General features: G+C 71.0%; 12 protein-coding genes and 1 pseudogene. 9 read left to right on the top strand and 4 right to left on the bottom strand.

Annotation, left to right across the window (positions count from 1 at the left end; all coding sequences use genetic code 11):
- The 4 genes from hypF to SALMUC_RS27815 form a co-directional block, all read right to left on the bottom strand.
- A partial coding sequence (hypF, locus tag SALMUC_RS27830; protein WP_020043468.1) for a carbamoyltransferase HypF occupies window positions 1–1,492 on the bottom strand: 1,492 nt, incomplete at its 3' end.
- Window positions 1,493–1,565: 73 nt separating this feature from the next.
- The gene (locus SALMUC_RS27825) at window positions 1,566–2,996 is read right to left on the bottom strand and encodes a nickel-dependent hydrogenase large subunit (RefSeq protein WP_020043467.1); all 1,431 of its coding nucleotides are present in this window, start codon (window positions 2,994–2,996) and stop codon (window positions 1,566–1,568) included.
- Complete coding sequence (locus tag SALMUC_RS27820) at window positions 2,993–3,985, bottom strand: NADH-quinone oxidoreductase subunit B family protein (RefSeq protein ID WP_020043466.1); 993 nt, start codon at window positions 3,983–3,985, stop codon at window positions 2,993–2,995. The genes SALMUC_RS27825 and SALMUC_RS27820 overlap by 4 nt, the downstream gene beginning before the upstream one ends.
- Window positions 3,982–5,301, bottom strand: coding sequence for a sensor histidine kinase (locus SALMUC_RS27815; RefSeq protein WP_020043465.1), 1,320 nt, complete (start codon window positions 5,299–5,301; stop codon window positions 3,982–3,984). Before SALMUC_RS27815 ends, SALMUC_RS27820 begins: the two co-directional genes overlap by 4 nt.
- 161 nt (window positions 5,302–5,462) lie before the next feature.
- Between SALMUC_RS27815 and SALMUC_RS27810 the strand changes: the two genes are divergently transcribed.
- The 9 genes and pseudogenes from SALMUC_RS27810 to xylB all read left to right on the top strand — a co-directional run.
- Window positions 5,463–6,161, top strand: a complete 699-nt coding sequence (locus SALMUC_RS27810; protein ID WP_020043464.1) for an HAD family hydrolase — start codon at window positions 5,463–5,465, stop codon at window positions 6,159–6,161.
- On the top strand, window positions 6,142–7,101 hold the full coding sequence (locus SALMUC_RS27805; protein ID WP_020043463.1) for a sugar-binding transcriptional regulator: 960 nt from the start codon (window positions 6,142–6,144) through the stop codon (window positions 7,099–7,101). The genes SALMUC_RS27810 and SALMUC_RS27805 overlap by 20 nt, the downstream gene beginning before the upstream one ends.
- A gap of 103 nt (window positions 7,102–7,204) precedes the next feature.
- Window positions 7,205–8,527, top strand: a complete 1,323-nt coding sequence (locus SALMUC_RS27800) for an ABC transporter substrate-binding protein (protein WP_020043462.1) — start codon at window positions 7,205–7,207, stop codon at window positions 8,525–8,527.
- A 143-nt stretch (window positions 8,528–8,670) separates the two neighbouring features.
- Window positions 8,671–9,544 (top strand): annotated as a pseudogene (locus SALMUC_RS27795) (carbohydrate ABC transporter permease).
- Window positions 9,545–9,676: 132 nt separating this feature from the next.
- Window positions 9,677–10,507: a carbohydrate ABC transporter permease gene (locus tag SALMUC_RS27790; RefSeq protein WP_020043460.1), complete on the top strand. Its 831-nt coding sequence runs from the start codon at window positions 9,677–9,679 to the stop codon at window positions 10,505–10,507.
- A 199-nt stretch (window positions 10,508–10,706) separates the two neighbouring features.
- Window positions 10,707–11,708 carry an ABC transporter ATP-binding protein gene (locus SALMUC_RS27785; protein ID WP_020043459.1) on the top strand — a complete coding sequence of 334 codons (1,002 nt, stop codon included), beginning with the start codon at window positions 10,707–10,709 and terminating at the stop codon, window positions 11,706–11,708.
- The gene (locus SALMUC_RS27780; protein WP_020043458.1) at window positions 11,705–12,478 is read left to right on the top strand and encodes an L-iditol 2-dehydrogenase; all 774 of its coding nucleotides are present in this window, start codon (window positions 11,705–11,707) and stop codon (window positions 12,476–12,478) included. Before SALMUC_RS27785 ends, SALMUC_RS27780 begins: the two co-directional genes overlap by 4 nt.
- 14 nt (window positions 12,479–12,492) lie before the next feature.
- Window positions 12,493–13,959: a mannitol dehydrogenase family protein gene (locus tag SALMUC_RS27775; RefSeq protein ID WP_020043457.1), complete on the top strand. Its 1,467-nt coding sequence runs from the start codon at window positions 12,493–12,495 to the stop codon at window positions 13,957–13,959.
- 2 nt (window positions 13,960–13,961) lie between these two features.
- The coding region (gene xylB / locus SALMUC_RS27770; protein WP_020043456.1) for a xylulokinase at window positions 13,962–15,155 on the top strand (1,194 nt) is incomplete at its 3' end.

The following is a 15,155-nucleotide window of genomic DNA, read 5'->3' as shown; positions in this document are numbered from 1 at the left end:
CGGCGCGCGCGCCGCGCCAGCCCGCCTCGCCCAGCGCGGCGGCCATGTGCGCGTGGTGATGCTGCACGCGGATCAGCCGCAGCCCCTCGGCCTCGGCCCGCGCGGCGCCGTGCCGCGTGCTGCGGAAGTCGGGATGCAGATCCACCGCAACCGCCTCAGGGCGATGATCGAAGAGCGCGGCGTAATCCGCGTCGGCCTTGCCGAATTCCTCGACCGTCAGCGCGTCGTCGAGATCGCCCATGTGGTGCGACAGCAGCGCCTGCCCGTTCTTCACGAGGCAGATCGCCGACTTCAGCTGCCCGCCGTAGGCCACCACCTGCCGCGCCCCCAGTCCTTCGGGCAGCGGCAGCGTCCCCGGCACCCGCCCGCGCGCACGGCGCAGCACCATGCGCCCGCGCGCGCCGATCCGCTCCACCCCGTCGTCGAGCCGCCGCGCAATCTCGCGGTCGTGCATCAGCATCGCGTCGGCGATGTCGCCGAGGCTCCTGCGCGCCTCGTCGTTGCCGATGACCTGCGGCGCGCCCGAGAGGTTGCCCGAGGTCATGACCAGCACCCGGCCCATGGCATCGCAGAGCAGGTGATGCAGCGGTGTGTAGGGCAGCATCCAACCCAGCCGCGCCTGTCCCGGGGCCAGCCCCTCGGCCAGCTGGTCGCCCCGCCGCGCCAGCAGTACGACCGGGGCGGCGGGATCGCGCAGCAGCGTCGCCTCGGCCTCCGACACCTCGGCATGCCGCGCGATCCGCGCCTCGGGCGCCATCAGCGCAAAGGGCTTGGCGGGCCGGTGCTTTCGCGCGCGCAGCAGCGCCACGGCATCGGCATTCTCCGCATCGCAGGCGAGGTGAAACCCGCCCAGCCCCTTCACAGCGAGGATCCCGCCCCCGCGCAAGACCTCGGCCGCCTGCGCGATCGCATCGCCCGGCACCTCGGCCCCGTCCCGCTCCAGCCAGAGCCGCGGGCCGCAGGCCGGGCAGGCCACCGGCTGCGCGTGAAAGCGGCGGTCGCCTGGGTCCTCGTACTCCGCGCGGCACGCGGCACACATCTCGAAGGGCGCCATGGTGGTCTGCGCCCGGTCGTAGGGCAGCCCCCGGAGGATGCTGAACCGCGGGCCACAGTTCGTGCAGTTGGTAAAGGCATAGCCCGCGCGCCGGCCCCCGCCCCCGATCTCGTCGATGCAGTCCCGACAGGTCGCGGCATCCGGCGTCACCCGCGTCTCGGCCCCCGGCCCGCCCGAGACCGCGATCTCGAAGCCGGTGCCCGCGACCTCGGCCGGGGCGCTCTCCACCGCATCGATGCGCGCCAGCGGCGGCGCCTCGGCCGCCAGCGCCGCCTCGAAGGCATCGAGGTCCGCGCCCCGTGCCTCGATCAGCACGCCCTCGGCATCGTTCGACACGCGCCCCTCGATGCCGAACCGCCGCGCGAGCGCCCAGACGAAGGGCCGGAAGCCGACCCCCTGCACCTGCCCGCGCACCCGGATGCGACGGCCACCCCTCATCGCATCTTCTGGCCGCAAATATCCCGGGGGGGCCCGAAGGGCGGGGGGCAGAGCCCCCCTCCGCCACCCGCGATCAGTGCACCGTGCAGACCATGCATGGATCGAAACTCCGGACCACGTGCTGCACCGAAACCGGCGTCTCCTCGCCCGCGCTCACCGGGCAGCCCTCCAGCGCCGCCTCCAGCGGTCCCGGCACGCCGCCTGTGTCGCGGGGCGAGAAGTTCCAGGTCGTCGGCGCCACGATCTGGTAGCCCGCGATCTGCCCGCCCTCGATCCGCAGCCAGTGCCCCAGCGTGCCCCGCGCCGCCTCGACGAGCCCCGTGCCAGCACCCTCTCCCGGCACGGTCCAGTCGGCCATGAAGCGCGCCCCGGGATCGAGCTGCGCCGCCCAGTCCTCGAGCCAGAGCTGCAGCCGCGCGACCTCCAGAAGGCGCGCGGCGACGCGCGCCCGCACGCCGCCCTCGGCGGCCAGTGCCTGCGCCAGCGGATGGCCGTCCACCGCCTGCCGCGCCAGCGCCCCCACCTCGACCGTCGCCCCGCCAAGGCGCGGCGCCTTGCACCACGAATAGCCGGGATCGGACATGTCCTCGTCGGGCACGGTCACGCCCGCCGCCGGATGCGCCGCGGCGCCCAGCATCCAGGCATGGCTCAGGTCCTCGGCGATTTCCCCGGGATCGAAGGGCCGCACCGCGCCCGCCTCCCAGACGCCGGCGCGCGTCACGCGGCCGCCCTCCAGCGGATAGGCCCCGGCCGAGAGATAGCGCCCGGGCCCCCGCCCCAGCGCCGAGAGCCCGAGATCGCCCGCGATCTCGAGGAAGAGCCCCGCGTCGCCGGTGCGCCATCCCTCCAGCGCCGCGATGCCGTCCAGCGCCGCGAATTCCTCGATCTGCGCGCCGAAAAGCTCGCGTTCGAGCACCCGCCGAAAGGCGCGCAGCGTCTTGCGGATCTGCATGCGGTCGCGGGCGTCGGGCGCGCGGGTCATGCCGCCGGGCTGGATCGCCAGCGTGTGCGGCCACTTGCCGCCGAGCGTGCCCGCGATGTGCAACAGATGCGACCGCGCCTCGACCATGGCCCGCGCGCCCGATCCTTCCCCGGCGGTGAAGCGCGCCAACACCCGCCCGTGCCAGGACCGGTCCGCGTAGACCGGGCGACAGAAGTCCGGCATGAAGAACAGCGCGAAATGCGTCACGTGGTCGGCCATGTTCTCGGCCCCGTGCAGCAGCGCCGCGGCCAGCGCCCCCTGCTCCGGCATCGCGGCCCCGCCCGCACCGGCCAATGCCAGCGCCGCCGCCGCCGACTGGCTGACCGAGCAGATGCCGCAGATCCGCGGCGTGATGGTCAGCGCGTCGCGAGGGTCGCGCCCCGTCAGCATCATCTCGAAGCCCCGAAAGAGCGGCGAGTTCACATGCGCCGCGCGCACCGCGCCATCCGCCACATCGAGCCGGACCTCGAGATCCCCCTCCACGCGGTTGAAGGGGCCGACGAGGATCTGCCGCTCGCTCATGAGCCCCGCCGCCGGCTACCGGGCGCCACGCGGATACGGTCGGAATGCGCGTTCACGTCGATCCGTTTCGGCGTTGCCGCCTTCGAGAGCGAGGCCAGCGCCATGAACCAGGCCTTGGGCATGTCCGAGGGCAGGCCCACGGGAATGCCCGCGATGGTGGGCGTCTCGGTGTAGGTGTGGCCGGGCTCCTCGAACTCGGGCGCGGTGCAGGCGATGCAGGGGTAGTTGCCGCGCGTGCAGGAGCCCTCGCCGTTCCACGGCCTGATGTTGCAGTCGCCCACCGCCTGCGTGCCGACGCAGCCCAGATGCTCCATCATGCAGCCCATCTCCGACAGGCTGCGCGCGCTCGCCTTGTACTCGTAGAACTCGTTCTTGGTGCAGCCATGGTGCACGAGGTGGTCGGCGTAGAAGCGCGGCCGCGCATAGCGGTCGAGATCAGCGGCGCCCAGCCCGTCCTCGGCCAGCATGAGCAGCGTCTCGGTCACCCAGGCCGGATGCGTGGGACAGCCCGCGACGTTCACCACCGGCAGCCCCCCGCGCGCGCGGAAGTCGGGCGCCAGCGCGCCGCCCGCGTGCTCGCCGTCGTACTGCAACCCGATGGCGCCCGCCGGGTTGCCGCCCGCCGCCGTCATGCCGCCGAAGGCCGCGCAGCTGCCCACCGCCACGACCTGGCCCGCAAGCGGCGCCAGCGCGCGCACCCAGTCGAGCATGGCGCGGCCCGTGCCCGCCAGCATGTGGAACCGCCCCGTGCCCTTCGGCCCCGTCACGACCGAGCCCTCGACGCAGAGCACGTCGAGCGGCACCTCGCCGCGCTCGACCGCCTCGAGCAGGCGGCGCGCCTCGGCCCCGGTTTCCAGAGAAAAGGAAGGATGCCAGAGGAACGAGATCCCGGCATCGGCGAGCGTATCGAAGAGGTTGGGATCCTCGGCACAGAGCAGCGACATCGTGCAGCCGCCGCAGCCGGCCGATTGCAGCCAGAGAATGTTCATGCCCCATCCTTGCCGGTTTTCATCGGCAGTTCCAGCGCGAAGGAGCCGCCCGGACCGGGGCCCACCACCAGCCGCCCGCCGTGCTCCTGCGCGATCTTGGCGCTGATCGACAGGCCCAGTCCCGTGCCCTGCCCCACAGGCTTGGTCGTGAAGAAGGGGTCGAAGATGGCGGCGCGCAGGTCGTCGGGCACGCCGGGGCCGTTGTCCTGCACGGTCAGCCGCGCCATGCCGTCATGCGCCTCGATACGCATCACGAGTCGCGGCGCCGCGACCTCCTGCACCGCGTCCATGGCGTTCTGCACGAGGTTCATCACGATCTGCTGGATCTGGCCCGGTGCACCCTCGTAAGGAAGGCTTTCGGGGCCCTCGTAGTGCACGTCGATGCCGCTCTTCGAGCCGCGCTCGACCCAGCGCGCGGCGACGCGCGCCGTCTCGACCAGGTCGAAGGGCACCCGCTCGCCGGTGCCGTCCGACGACAGCCGCCGCAGGTCGGCGACGATGTCGCGCACCCGCTCGGCGCCGTCGCGGGCACCGTGGATCGCCTGCGAGAGGTTGCGCAGGTTGCGCTCGAGCTTCAGCTCGGCGCGCAGCTCGACCAGTTCGGCGCGCGGCGCCCCCTCCTGCACCCGCTGGAAGTAGGTCTCGAACTGGCCCACGTATTTCTCCAGCGCCAGAACGCTCGCGTAGACGAAGCTGATGGGGTTGTTCAGCTCGTGCGCCACGCCCGCCAGCAACCGGCCCAGCGAGGCCAGCTTCTCGTTGCGCACCAGCTGGCTCTGCGCCTCTTTCAACTGCCGGTGCGAGCGTTCCAGCTCGGCATAGGCGCGGCGCAGCTCGCCCAGCGGGCGGCCGGTCAGCACCGCGCCGACAAAGCGCCCCCGGTCCGACAGCCGGGCCGAGAGCGCGATCTCGAAGGGCTGGGCGCCCGCCGGCGTCATCAACTCGGCCTCGAAGGTGGCGCTCTCGCGCGACAGGCGCAGATCGTCCAGCGCCGCGGCCAGTCGCGCCGCGCCCTCGTCGGTGAAAAGCCGCGCCGCCGGCCGCCCCGCGACCGCGCCCGGCGCCGCCTCGACCACGCGCAGCAGCGAGGCGCTGACCTCCTCGACGGCCCCGTCGCGGCCGATCACCACCATGATGTCGCTGACCGAACCCAGCACCGACTCGATGAAGCGCCGCGCCTGGTGCAGCTCCTCGTTCTGCCGCTCCAACCGCTCCTGGTAGGCCACGAGCTCGGCATAGGTGCGGTCCACGGCGGTGAGCACCTCGCCCCATGTCTCGTCGGAAATCGTTTCCTGGGTATCGAACTCGGTGGCCATGACCTCCCCCGGCCGGTCCGGCGCCGCATCCGGCGCGAACCGAAGATCTAGCGCAAAGCGGTCTGCAGGTCCATTGCCAAGCGCGTGACGCCGCAGGACAAAATCCGCTGCCCCTCGGGCCGAGAAGGCGCTAAGGAGGGCGCCGGGACAGGAGGCATGCCATGCAGGACATCGGACTGGTGATCTTCGACTTCGACGGCGTCGTGGTCGACAGCGAGGTCATCAGCGCGCGGATGCTGGCCGCCGAGCTGGCGCTTCACGGCGTGGAGGTCGATCTCGCCTACATCGCACGTCACTTCCTTGGCCGCAGCTACCCCGTGGTGCTGCGCCAGATCCGTGCCGAGTTCGGTATCGAGCTGCCCGAGGGTTTCGAGGACGACTACCGCGCGCGGCTCGTCAGCGCCTTCGCCCGCGAGCTGAAGGTCATGCCCGGCCTGCGCGACTGCGTGGCGCAGCTTGCCGTGCCCTACTGCATCGCCACCAGTTCCAGCCCCGCGCGGATCGCGGAATCGATGCGGATCGCCGAGCTTGGCCCCCTCTTCGAGGGGCGGCTGACCACCGTGGCCGAGGTCGCGCAGGGCAAGCCTGCGCCCGACCTGCCGCTGCGCGCGGCCGAAAAGGCCGGCGTCGCGCCGGCGCGTTGCCTGCTCGTCGAGGACTCGCGCGCGGGCATCCAGGCGGGGCTCGCCGCCGGCATGACCGTGTGGCATTTCACCGGCGGCAGCCACCTGCAGGGGATCGAGCTGCCCGACGATCCCGAGGCCCGGCCGCATCGCAGGTTTGCCTCTTTCGCGGAATTCTTTCATCCTGCCCCGCACCTTCGCCGACCGGAGAACCCGCATGGCCCAACGCGCCCCTGACGAGACCGACACGCCGCCGCGCGACCAGGCCGCGCGCGCGGCCTGGCTCTACTACGTGGGCGGGCTGCGGCAGGACCAGATCGCGGCCGAGCTGGGCATGTCGCGCCAGCGCGCCCAGCGCCTCGTGGCGCGCGCCATCTCCGAGGGGCTGGTGCGGGTGCGGATCGACCACCCGATCGCCGAGTGCCTCGAGCTCGAACGCCGGCTGCGCCAGCGCTTCGATCTCTCGACGGTGCGCGTGGCGCCGCGCGCCGGGGCGGACGCCGATGCGCTGCGCACCATCGCCCCGGTCGCCGCGCCCGAGGTCGAGCGCATCTTCAAGACCGAGACGCCGCGGCTGATCGCGCTCGGCACCGGGCGGACCCTGCGCGCGGTGGTGGACGAGATGCAGCGCGTCGACGGCGCGCAACACAGGGTCGTCTCGCTCATCGGCAACGTGGCGCCCGACGGTTCGGCCTCGTTCTACGAGGTCATCATGCGCATCGCCGACGCCACCGGCGCGCGGCACTACCCGATGTCGGTCCCCGTCATGGCCCGCAGCGCCGAGGAATTCGCCACCTACCGCGCGCTGCCCCACGTGCAGGCCTCGCGCAAGCTCGCGCAGAACGCCGACGTGACCGTCGTGGGTATTGGCCAGATGGCGGCCGACGCGCCGCTCTACGTCGACGGTTTCATCACCGCCGAAGAGCTCGAGACCCTGCAGCACGCGGGCGCCGCGGGCGAGATCGGCGGCCATGTCTTCGACCAGGAGGGCCGTTACCTCGACCATCCGCTCAACAATTTCATGGTCGGCGTGCGTGTCCCCGCGAACGACAATCCGGTGCTCTGCATCGCCGGAGGTGTCAGCAAGATCAAGGCCTTGCGCGGCGCTCTGAAGGGGCGGCTCCTGCAGGGGCTGATCACCGACGAGCTCACCGCCGCCGAACTCCTGCGCAGTTGACCGGGTCGATGCCCGGGAAACGGGCTTGACACGAATCGTGCCTTGGTGTGAGCTTTTGCTCATCACGCGAGCATATGCTCAGTGACGCTTTGGGAGGAAATTCATGACACTCACGCTCCGCGCCCTCATGGGCGCCTGTGCCGTCGGTGCGCTCGCCACCGCCGCCAGCGCGCAGGACACGACGATCACCGTTGCCACGGTGAACAACGGCGACATGATCCGCATGCAGGGCCTGATGGACGCCTTTCACGAGGCCCACCCCGGCATCGAGGTCGAATGGGTCACGCTCGAGGAAAACGTGCTGCGCTCGCGCGTGACGCAGGACGTCGCCGCCGGCGGCGGCCAGTTCGACGTGATGACCATCGGCACCTACGAGGTTCCGATCTGGGGCGAGCGCGGCTGGCTGACGGCTCTCGACGATCTGCCCGAGGAATACGACGTCGACGACCTGATGCCCGCGATCCGCGGCGCGCTGACCGTCGACGGCGGGCTCTACGCGCTGCCCTTCTACGGCGAGAGCGCCATGGTGATGTACCGCACCGACCTCGCCGAGGCGGCGGGCCTCGAGATCCCCGACGAGCCCACCTGGGCGCAAATCAAGGACGCCGCCGCCGCGATGACCGACAAGGACGCGGGCGTCTACGGCATCTGCCTGCGCGGCAAGCCCGGCTGGGGCGAGAACATGGCCTTCATCACCGCAATGGCCAACTCCTACGGCGCGCGCTGGTTCGACATGGACTGGAACCCCGAGTTCGACAGCGAGCCCTGGCAGGCCGCCTTCGGCGACTACCTCGACCTGATGACGAACTACGGCCCCCCGGGCGCCTCGTCGAACGGCTTCAACGAGAACCTGTCGCTGTTCCAGCAGGGCAAGTGCGGCATGTGGATCGACGCGACCGTCGCGGCGGGCTTCGTCACCGACCCCGAGGAAAGCACCGTCGCCGACAGCGTGGGCTACGCGGTCTTCCCCAACAAGGAAGGCGTGGACAACCACGGCAACTGGCTCTGGGCCTGGAACCTTGCGATCCCCACCTCGACCGATGCGCCCGAGGCCGCCAAGGCCTTCGTGACCTGGGCCACGAGCAAGGAATACACGCAGCTCGTCGCGGAAGAGGAAGGCTGGCGCGCGGCGCCTCCGGGCACCCGGCAGTCGCTCTACGAGACGCCGGAATACCAGGAGGCGGCGCCCTTCGCGGCCATGACGCTCGACGCGATGAACGCGGCGACGCCCGACAGCCCCTCGGTCCAGGAAGTGCCCTACGCCGGGGCGCAGTTCGTGGCGATCCCCGAGTTCCAGGGCATCGGCACCGCCGTGGGCCAGCAGTTCTCGGCCGCGCTCGCAGGGCAGATGGATGCCGAGCAGGCGCTGTCGAACGCCCAGCAGCTGACCGAGCGCGAGATGATGAAGGCCGGCTACATCGAGTGATCGCCTAGCCGCGCAGACATCGGGCGCGGGCCGGCCTGCCCGCCCGCGCCCCCTGCTTCCCCGGATCCGACCGGATCTTCCGGCATCCCGTCCCGGCCGCGACCCGCGCGGCCCATCCCTTCCGCCAGCCCGAGAGACGCGCCATGGCCACACAGCATTCCCGCGCCGCCGCAAGACTGATGATCTCGCCTGCCGTGCTGCTCCTGCTCGGCTGGATGCTGATCCCGCTGGCGATGACGATCTATTTCTCCTTCCTGCGCTACAACCTGCTGATGCCGGGGATGGAGGAATTCACCGGCTGGACGAACTACCGCTTCTTCCTGACGGACCCGGCCTTCAAGGCCGCGCTGATCAACACGCTGCTTCTGGTGGGGGGCGTGCTGCTCATCACCTCCGTGGGCGGGGTGCTGCTGGCGCTGCTGCTCGACCAGCCCTTCTGGGGACAGGGCGTGGTGCGCATCATGGTGATCGCGCCCTTCTTCGTGATGCCCACGGTCTCGGCGCTGGTCTGGAAGAACATGTTCATGAACCCGGTGAACGGGCTCTTCGGACATTTCGCGCAGAGCCTCGGGCTCGCGCCCTTCGATTTCCTGTCGCAGGCGCCGCTCGCCTCGATCATCGGCATCGTGAGCTGGCAATGGCTGCCCTTCGCCACGCTGATCCTGCTGACCGCGCTGCAGTCGCTGGACCAGGAACAGCTCGAGGCGGCCGAGATGGACGGCGCGGGTCCCCTGTCGCGCTTCTTCTACATCATGCTGCCGCACCTCGCGCGCGCGATCACCGTGGTGATCCTGATCCAGACCATCTTCCTGCTGTCGATCTTCGCCGAGATCTTCGTGACCACCTCGGGCGGTCCCGGCACGGCCTCGACCAACCTGACCTTCCTGATCTTCCTGGAAACGCCTGCAGCGCTTCGACGTGGGCACGGCCTCGGCCGGGGGCGTGGTCGCGATCATCCTGGCCAACATCGTCGCGATCTTCCTGATGCGGATGATCGGCAAGAACCTGGACGCGTGAGAATGACGCGGGGTGCAGCGAACCGTCCGCAGATCCGGTCCGCGAGGGCGGACCGGACCGGGGCGCCGCCTGCGGCGGCGCATGCCTCCGGCGGGCGTATTTGGAGAAAGATGAAAGTGGGGGAGGAGTGACATGGCACGTGCCGTGACCAACCGCCGGAAGGCCGTGACGACGCTGGCCGCCTGGCTCATCGGGATCGCGATCTTCTTTCCGATCCTCTGGATCATCGTGCTGTCCTTCAAGACCGAGGGCGAGGCGATCAAGGCCCCGCTCGAGGTGCTGGGATCGCCCTGGACGCTGGAGAGCTATGCCACGGTGCAGGAGCGGTCGAACTACCTGCTTCACTTCACCAACTCGGTCATCATCTCGGTGGGCTCGACCGTGCTGGGGCTGATCATCGCGATCCCCGCCGCCTGGGCCATGGCCTTTGTCCCCGGCCGGCGGACCAAGGATGTGCTGATGTGGATGCTCTCCACGAAGATGCTGCCGCCGGTGGGCGTGCTGGTGCCGATCTACCTGATCTTCCGCGACTTCGGCCTGCTGGATACCCGCTTCGGCCTGACGGTGGTGCTGACGCTGATCAACCTGCCGATCATCATCTGGATGCTCTACACCTACTTCCGCGAGATCCCGGGCGAGATCCTCGAGGCCGCGCGGATGGACGGCGCGAGCCTGCGCAACGAGATCCTCTACGTGCTCACGCCGATGGCGGTGCCCGGGATCGCCTCGACGCTGCTGCTCAACATCATCCTGGCGTGGAACGAAGCCTTCTGGACGCTGAACCTGACGGCCGCCAAGGCGGCGCCGCTCACGGCCTTCATCGCCTCCTACTCGAGCCCCGAGGGCCTTTTCTACGCCAAGCTCTCGGCCGCCTCGACGATGGCCATCGCGCCGATCCTCGTCATGGGCTGGTTCAGCCAGAAACAACTCGTCCGCGGCCTGACCTTCGGCGCGGTGAAATAGGCCCTCAAGCAGCGAAGCGGTAGGGCACCAAACAGCTGGCCCTCGAGCAGCGACGCGGCAGGGCACCAAACAGCTGGCCCTAGAGCGGCGACGCGGCAGGGCACCCAGAATCCCGCCCTCAAGCAGCGACGCGACAGGGCATCGAACATCCGGCCCCTCGACCCGCGACGCGGCAGGGCAACCAAAGAGGACCACCAACATGGGACGCATCACGCTCGACCAGGTGACCAAGAGCTTCGGCGAGGTCAACGTCATCCCCCCGCTGGACCTGACCATCGAGGACGGCGAGTTCGTGGTCTTCGTCGGACCCTCGGGCTGCGGCAAGTCCACGCTGCTGCGCCTGATCGCGGGGCTCGAGGACGTGAGCTCGGGGCAGATCCGCATCGACGGCGAGGACGCCACCGACAAGCGCCCCGCCGACCGCGGGCTCGCCATGGTCTTCCAGAGCTACGCGCTCTACCCGCACATGTCGGTGCGCAAGAACATCGCCTTCCCGATGAAGATGGCGGGCGTGCCCGAGGACGAGCAGAAGCGCCGCATCGACGGCGCGGCGGCGGCGCTGAACCTGACCGACTACCTCGACCGGCGGCCGGGGCAGCTCTCGGGCGGGCAGCGCCAGCGCGTCGCCATCGGCCGTGCCATCGTGCGCGAGCCGCAGGCCTTCCTCTTCGACGAGCCTCTGTCGAACCTCGACGCCGCGCTGCGCGTGGGCATGCGGCTGGAGATCTCGGAGCTGCACAAGCGGCTGGCCACGACGATGATCTACGTCACACACGACCAGGTCGAGGCCATGACCATGGCCGACAAGATCGTCGTGCTGCGCGCCGGCTACATCGAGCAGGTGGGCACCCCGCTGGAGCTATACCGCACGCCGCGCAACCGCTTCGTGGCGGGCTTCATCGGCAGCCCGCGCATGAACTTCATCGAGGGCGAGACCGCCGCGGCCAAGGGCGCCTTCGCGGTCGGCGTGCGCCCCGAGCACATCGCCGCCTCGACCGAGAGCGGGACCTGGCAGGGCAAGGTGGGCGTGGCCGAGCACCTGGGCTCGGACACCTTCCTGCACGTGCACGACACCGGCCTCGCCGATGTCCTCACCGTGCGCGTCGACGGCGAGCTGCCGGTGCGCCACGGCGACCGCATCTTCCTGACGCCCGAGGAGGACAAGATCCACCGCTTCGACGCCGAGGGGCACCGGCTGTGAGGCGGCTCGACGGACGGACCGCCCTGATCACCGGCGCGGCGCGCGGCATCGGCGCCGCCTTCGCCCGCGCCTACGCGGCCGAGGGCGCCAGCGTGGCGCTGGCCGACATCGACATCACACGCGCACGGGAGACGGCGGCCGAGATCGGCCCCGCCGCCATTGCCGTCGAGATGGACGTCACCCGGCAGGAGAGCATCGACGCCGCGGTGAGCGAGACCGTCGAGCGGCTGGGCCGCATCGACATCCTCGTGAACAACGCCGCGATCTTCACCGCCGCGCCCCTCGTCGAGATCACCCGCGCGGACTATGACCGCGTCTTCGGCATCAACGTCGCGGGCTGTCTCTTCACCATGCAGGCGGTGGCGCGGCACATGATCGCGCGCGGCGGCGGCGGGCGGATCATCAACATGGCCAGCCAGGCCGGCCGCCGGGGCGAGCCGCTGGTCGCGGTCTACTGCGCCTCGAAGGCGGCGGTGATCTCGCTGACGCAATCCGCGGCGCTCAACCTGATCGAACACGGCATCAAGGTGAACGCCATCGCCCCCGGCGTGGTCGACGGCGAGCACTGGGACGGCGTCGACGCCTTCTTCGCGAAACACGAGGGCAAGGCCCCGGGCCAGAAGAAGCGCGAGGTCGGCGAGGCGGTGCCCTACGGCCGCATGGGCCGGGCCGAGGATCTCACCGGCATGGCCGTCTTCCTCGCCTCGGACGAGGCCGAGTACATCGTCGCCCAGTGCTACAACGTGGACGGCGGACAATGGATGAGCTGAGGGAGGCACCCCGCATGAAACTTGGCCGCAACACCCTGGACCGGCTCGCCCCCGAGGTCGCCGTGCCGCGCTACGACCCGGCGGCGCTGAGCCACGGCATCCTGCACGTCGGCCTCGGCAACTTCCACCGCGCGCACCAGGCAGTCTACCTCGACGACCTGTTCAACACCGGCCGCGACCACGACTGGGCCATCACCGGCGCGGGCGTGCGCCCCAACGACGCCCGCATGCGCGAGACGCTGCTGGCGCAGGACTGCCTGAGCACGGTGATCGAGATGGGCCCCGATGGGGTGCAGCCGCGCGTCGCCGCCGCGATGATCGACTTCGTCGAGGTCGAGGCCGCGAACGGCCCGCTCGTCGCGAAGATGACCGAGCCTGCCACGCGCATCGTCTCGCTGACCGTGACCGAGGGCGGCTACTACGTCGACCCGACCACCGGCACCTTCGATCCCTCGCACCCCGATATCACCGCCGATGGCGCGGCCCCCGAGGCGCCCGAGACCGTCTTCGGCGCCATCGTCGCGGCCCTGAAGGCGCGGCGCGCGACGGGCACCCCGCCCTTCACCGTGATGAGCTGCGACAATATCCCCGGCAACGGCGACGTCACCCGCGACGCGGTGACGGGCACGGCGCGGCTCTCGGACCCCGAGCTGGCCGACTGGATCGCGGCGCAGGTGGCCTTCCCGAACTCCATGGTCGACCGCATCACGCCCGCCACCGGCGAGGCCGAGCGCGCGCTCGCCGCCCGCTTCGGCATCGACGATCCGGTCACCGTGACCTGCGAGCCCTTCCGCCAGTGGGTGATGGAAGACAACTTCCCCCAGGGCCGTCCCCGGCTCGAGGAGGTGGGCGTCACCTTCACCCCCGACGTGCATGCCTACGAGCGCATGAAGATCCGCATCCTCAACGGCGGCCACGCGATCATCGCCTATGCGGGCGCCCTGCTGGGCTGCACCCTCGCGGACGAGGCCATGGCCCACCCGCTGGTGCACGGCTTCTTCCGCAAGGTCGAGCAGGAGGAGGTCCTGCCGCACGTCGCCCCGGTGCCCGAGTTCACCCCGGCCGCCTACCTCGACCTCATCGACGAGCGCTTCTCGAACCCCGCGGTCAAGGACACCATCCGGCGGCTCTGCCTCGACGGCTCGAACCGGCAGCCCAAGTTCATCGTGCCCTCGATCTCCGACGGTCTCGCCGCCGGCACCCCGATCGCGGGGCTCGCGCTGGAATCGGCGCTCTGGTGCCGCTACTGCGCCGGCACGCTCGAGGACGGCACGGCGATCGGGCCCAACGATCCCGACTGGAACAACCTCGTGGCCCGGGCCACCGCCGCGCGCGACACTCCCGCGCTCTGGCTCGAGCAGCGGGCGGTCTACGGCGCGCTCGCGGGCGATGCGCGCTTCGCCGAGGCCTTCACGCGGTGGTTGACGCGGCTCTGGAACGAGGGCACCGAGACCGTGGTGACATCCTACCTGGAGGGCTGACCTTGGCCTACCTCGGCATCGACCTCGGCACGTCCGGGCTGCGCGCGCTTCTGACCGACGCCGAGGGCGCGCCCCTGGCCTCGGCGGAACGCCACTACGAGGTGGCGCACCCGCACTCCGGCTGGTCCGAGCAGGACCCGGCCGACTGGATCGCCGCGCTCGAGGGCGCGGTGGCCGAGCTCTCGCACCACCCGGCCTTCCCCGGCCTGCGCGGCATCGGGGTCGCGGGGCACATGCACGGCGCCACGCTGCTCGATGCGCAGAACCGCGTTCTGCGGCCCTGCATCCTGTGGAACGACACCCGCAGCCATGCCGAGGCCGCGCGCCTCGACGCCATGCCGGAGGCGCGCGCGCTCTCGGGCAACATCGTCTTCCCGGGCTTCACCGCGCCCAAGCTCGAATGGGTCCGCGCGCATGAGCCCGAGACATTCGCGCAGGTCGCCAAGGTGCTGCTGCCGGCCGCCTACCTGAACTTCCACCTCACCGGCGAGCACGTCGCCGACATGTCCGACAGCGCCGGCACCAGCTGGCTCGACACCGGCGCGCGCGACTGGTCCGACACCCTGCTCGACGCCGGCCACATGCGCCGCGACCAGATGCCCCGCCTCGTCGAGGGCTGCGCCCCAGCCGCCCCCCTGCGCCGCGAACTGGCGCGCGCCTGGGGCCTTGCCGGCGGCTGCGTGGTGGCCGGCGGCGCGGGCGACAACGCGGCGGCCGCCTGCGGGACCGGCGTCCTGCACGAGGGCGAGGGCTTCGTCTCGCTCGGCACCTCGGGCGTGCTCCTTGCCGCACGCGGGGGCTACGCCCCCGACCCCGGCAGCGCGCTCCATACCTTCTGCCACGCGATCCCCGACCAGTGGTACCAGATGGGCGTGATGCTCAGCTGCACCGACAGCCTCAACTGGCTGGCGCGGATCTCGGGCAAGCATCCCTCCGAGCTCACGGCCGCCCTCGGCGAGGAGCTGCGCGCCCCCGGCCGCGTCCGCTTCCTGCCGTATCTCTCGGGCGAGCGCACGCCGCACAACGACGCCGCGATCCGCGGCGCCTTCACCGGCATCGGCGCCGAGACCGGCCTCGAGGAGCTGACCCGCGCCGTGCTCGAGGGCGTGGCTTTCGGCCTGCGCGATTCCGCCGAGGCGCTGCGCGGCGCCGGCGCCCGCCTCGACCGCCTGCTCGCCATCGGCGGCGGCACCGGC

Source organism: Salipiger mucosus DSM 16094, from assembly GCF_000442255.1.
GTDB classification, from domain to species: Bacteria; Pseudomonadota; Alphaproteobacteria; order Rhodobacterales; family Rhodobacteraceae; genus Salipiger; species Salipiger mucosus.
The sequence above is the reverse complement of the archived record's forward strand: the minus strand, read 5'-3'. Positions and strand labels throughout refer to the sequence as shown.

Bases quoted from the DNA above. Each gene is read 5' to 3' on its own strand.
- SALMUC_RS27820 (WP_020043466.1), bottom strand. From the start codon at position 3,985: ATGAACATTCTCTGGCTGCAATCGGCCGGCTGCGGCGGCTGCACGATG.
- SALMUC_RS27800 (WP_020043462.1), top strand. From the start codon at position 7,205: ATGACACTCACGCTCCGCGCCCTCATGGGCGCCTGTGCCGTCGGTGCG.
- SALMUC_RS27790 (WP_020043460.1), top strand. From the start codon at position 9,677: ATGGCACGTGCCGTGACCAACCGCCGGAAGGCCGTGACGACGCTGGCC.
- SALMUC_RS27785 (WP_020043459.1), top strand. From the start codon at position 10,707: ATGGGACGCATCACGCTCGACCAGGTGACCAAGAGCTTCGGCGAGGTC.
- SALMUC_RS27810 (WP_020043464.1), top strand. From the start codon at position 5,463: ATGCAGGACATCGGACTGGTGATCTTCGACTTCGACGGCGTCGTGGTC.
- SALMUC_RS27775 (WP_020043457.1), top strand. From the start codon at position 12,493: ATGAAACTTGGCCGCAACACCCTGGACCGGCTCGCCCCCGAGGTCGCC.
- SALMUC_RS27805 (WP_020043463.1), top strand. From the start codon at position 6,142: ATGGCCCAACGCGCCCCTGACGAGACCGACACGCCGCCGCGCGACCAG.
- SALMUC_RS27825 (WP_020043467.1), bottom strand. From the start codon at position 2,996: ATGAGCGAGCGGCAGATCCTCGTCGGCCCCTTCAACCGCGTGGAGGGG.
- SALMUC_RS27815 (WP_020043465.1), bottom strand. From the start codon at position 5,301: ATGGCCACCGAGTTCGATACCCAGGAAACGATTTCCGACGAGACATGG.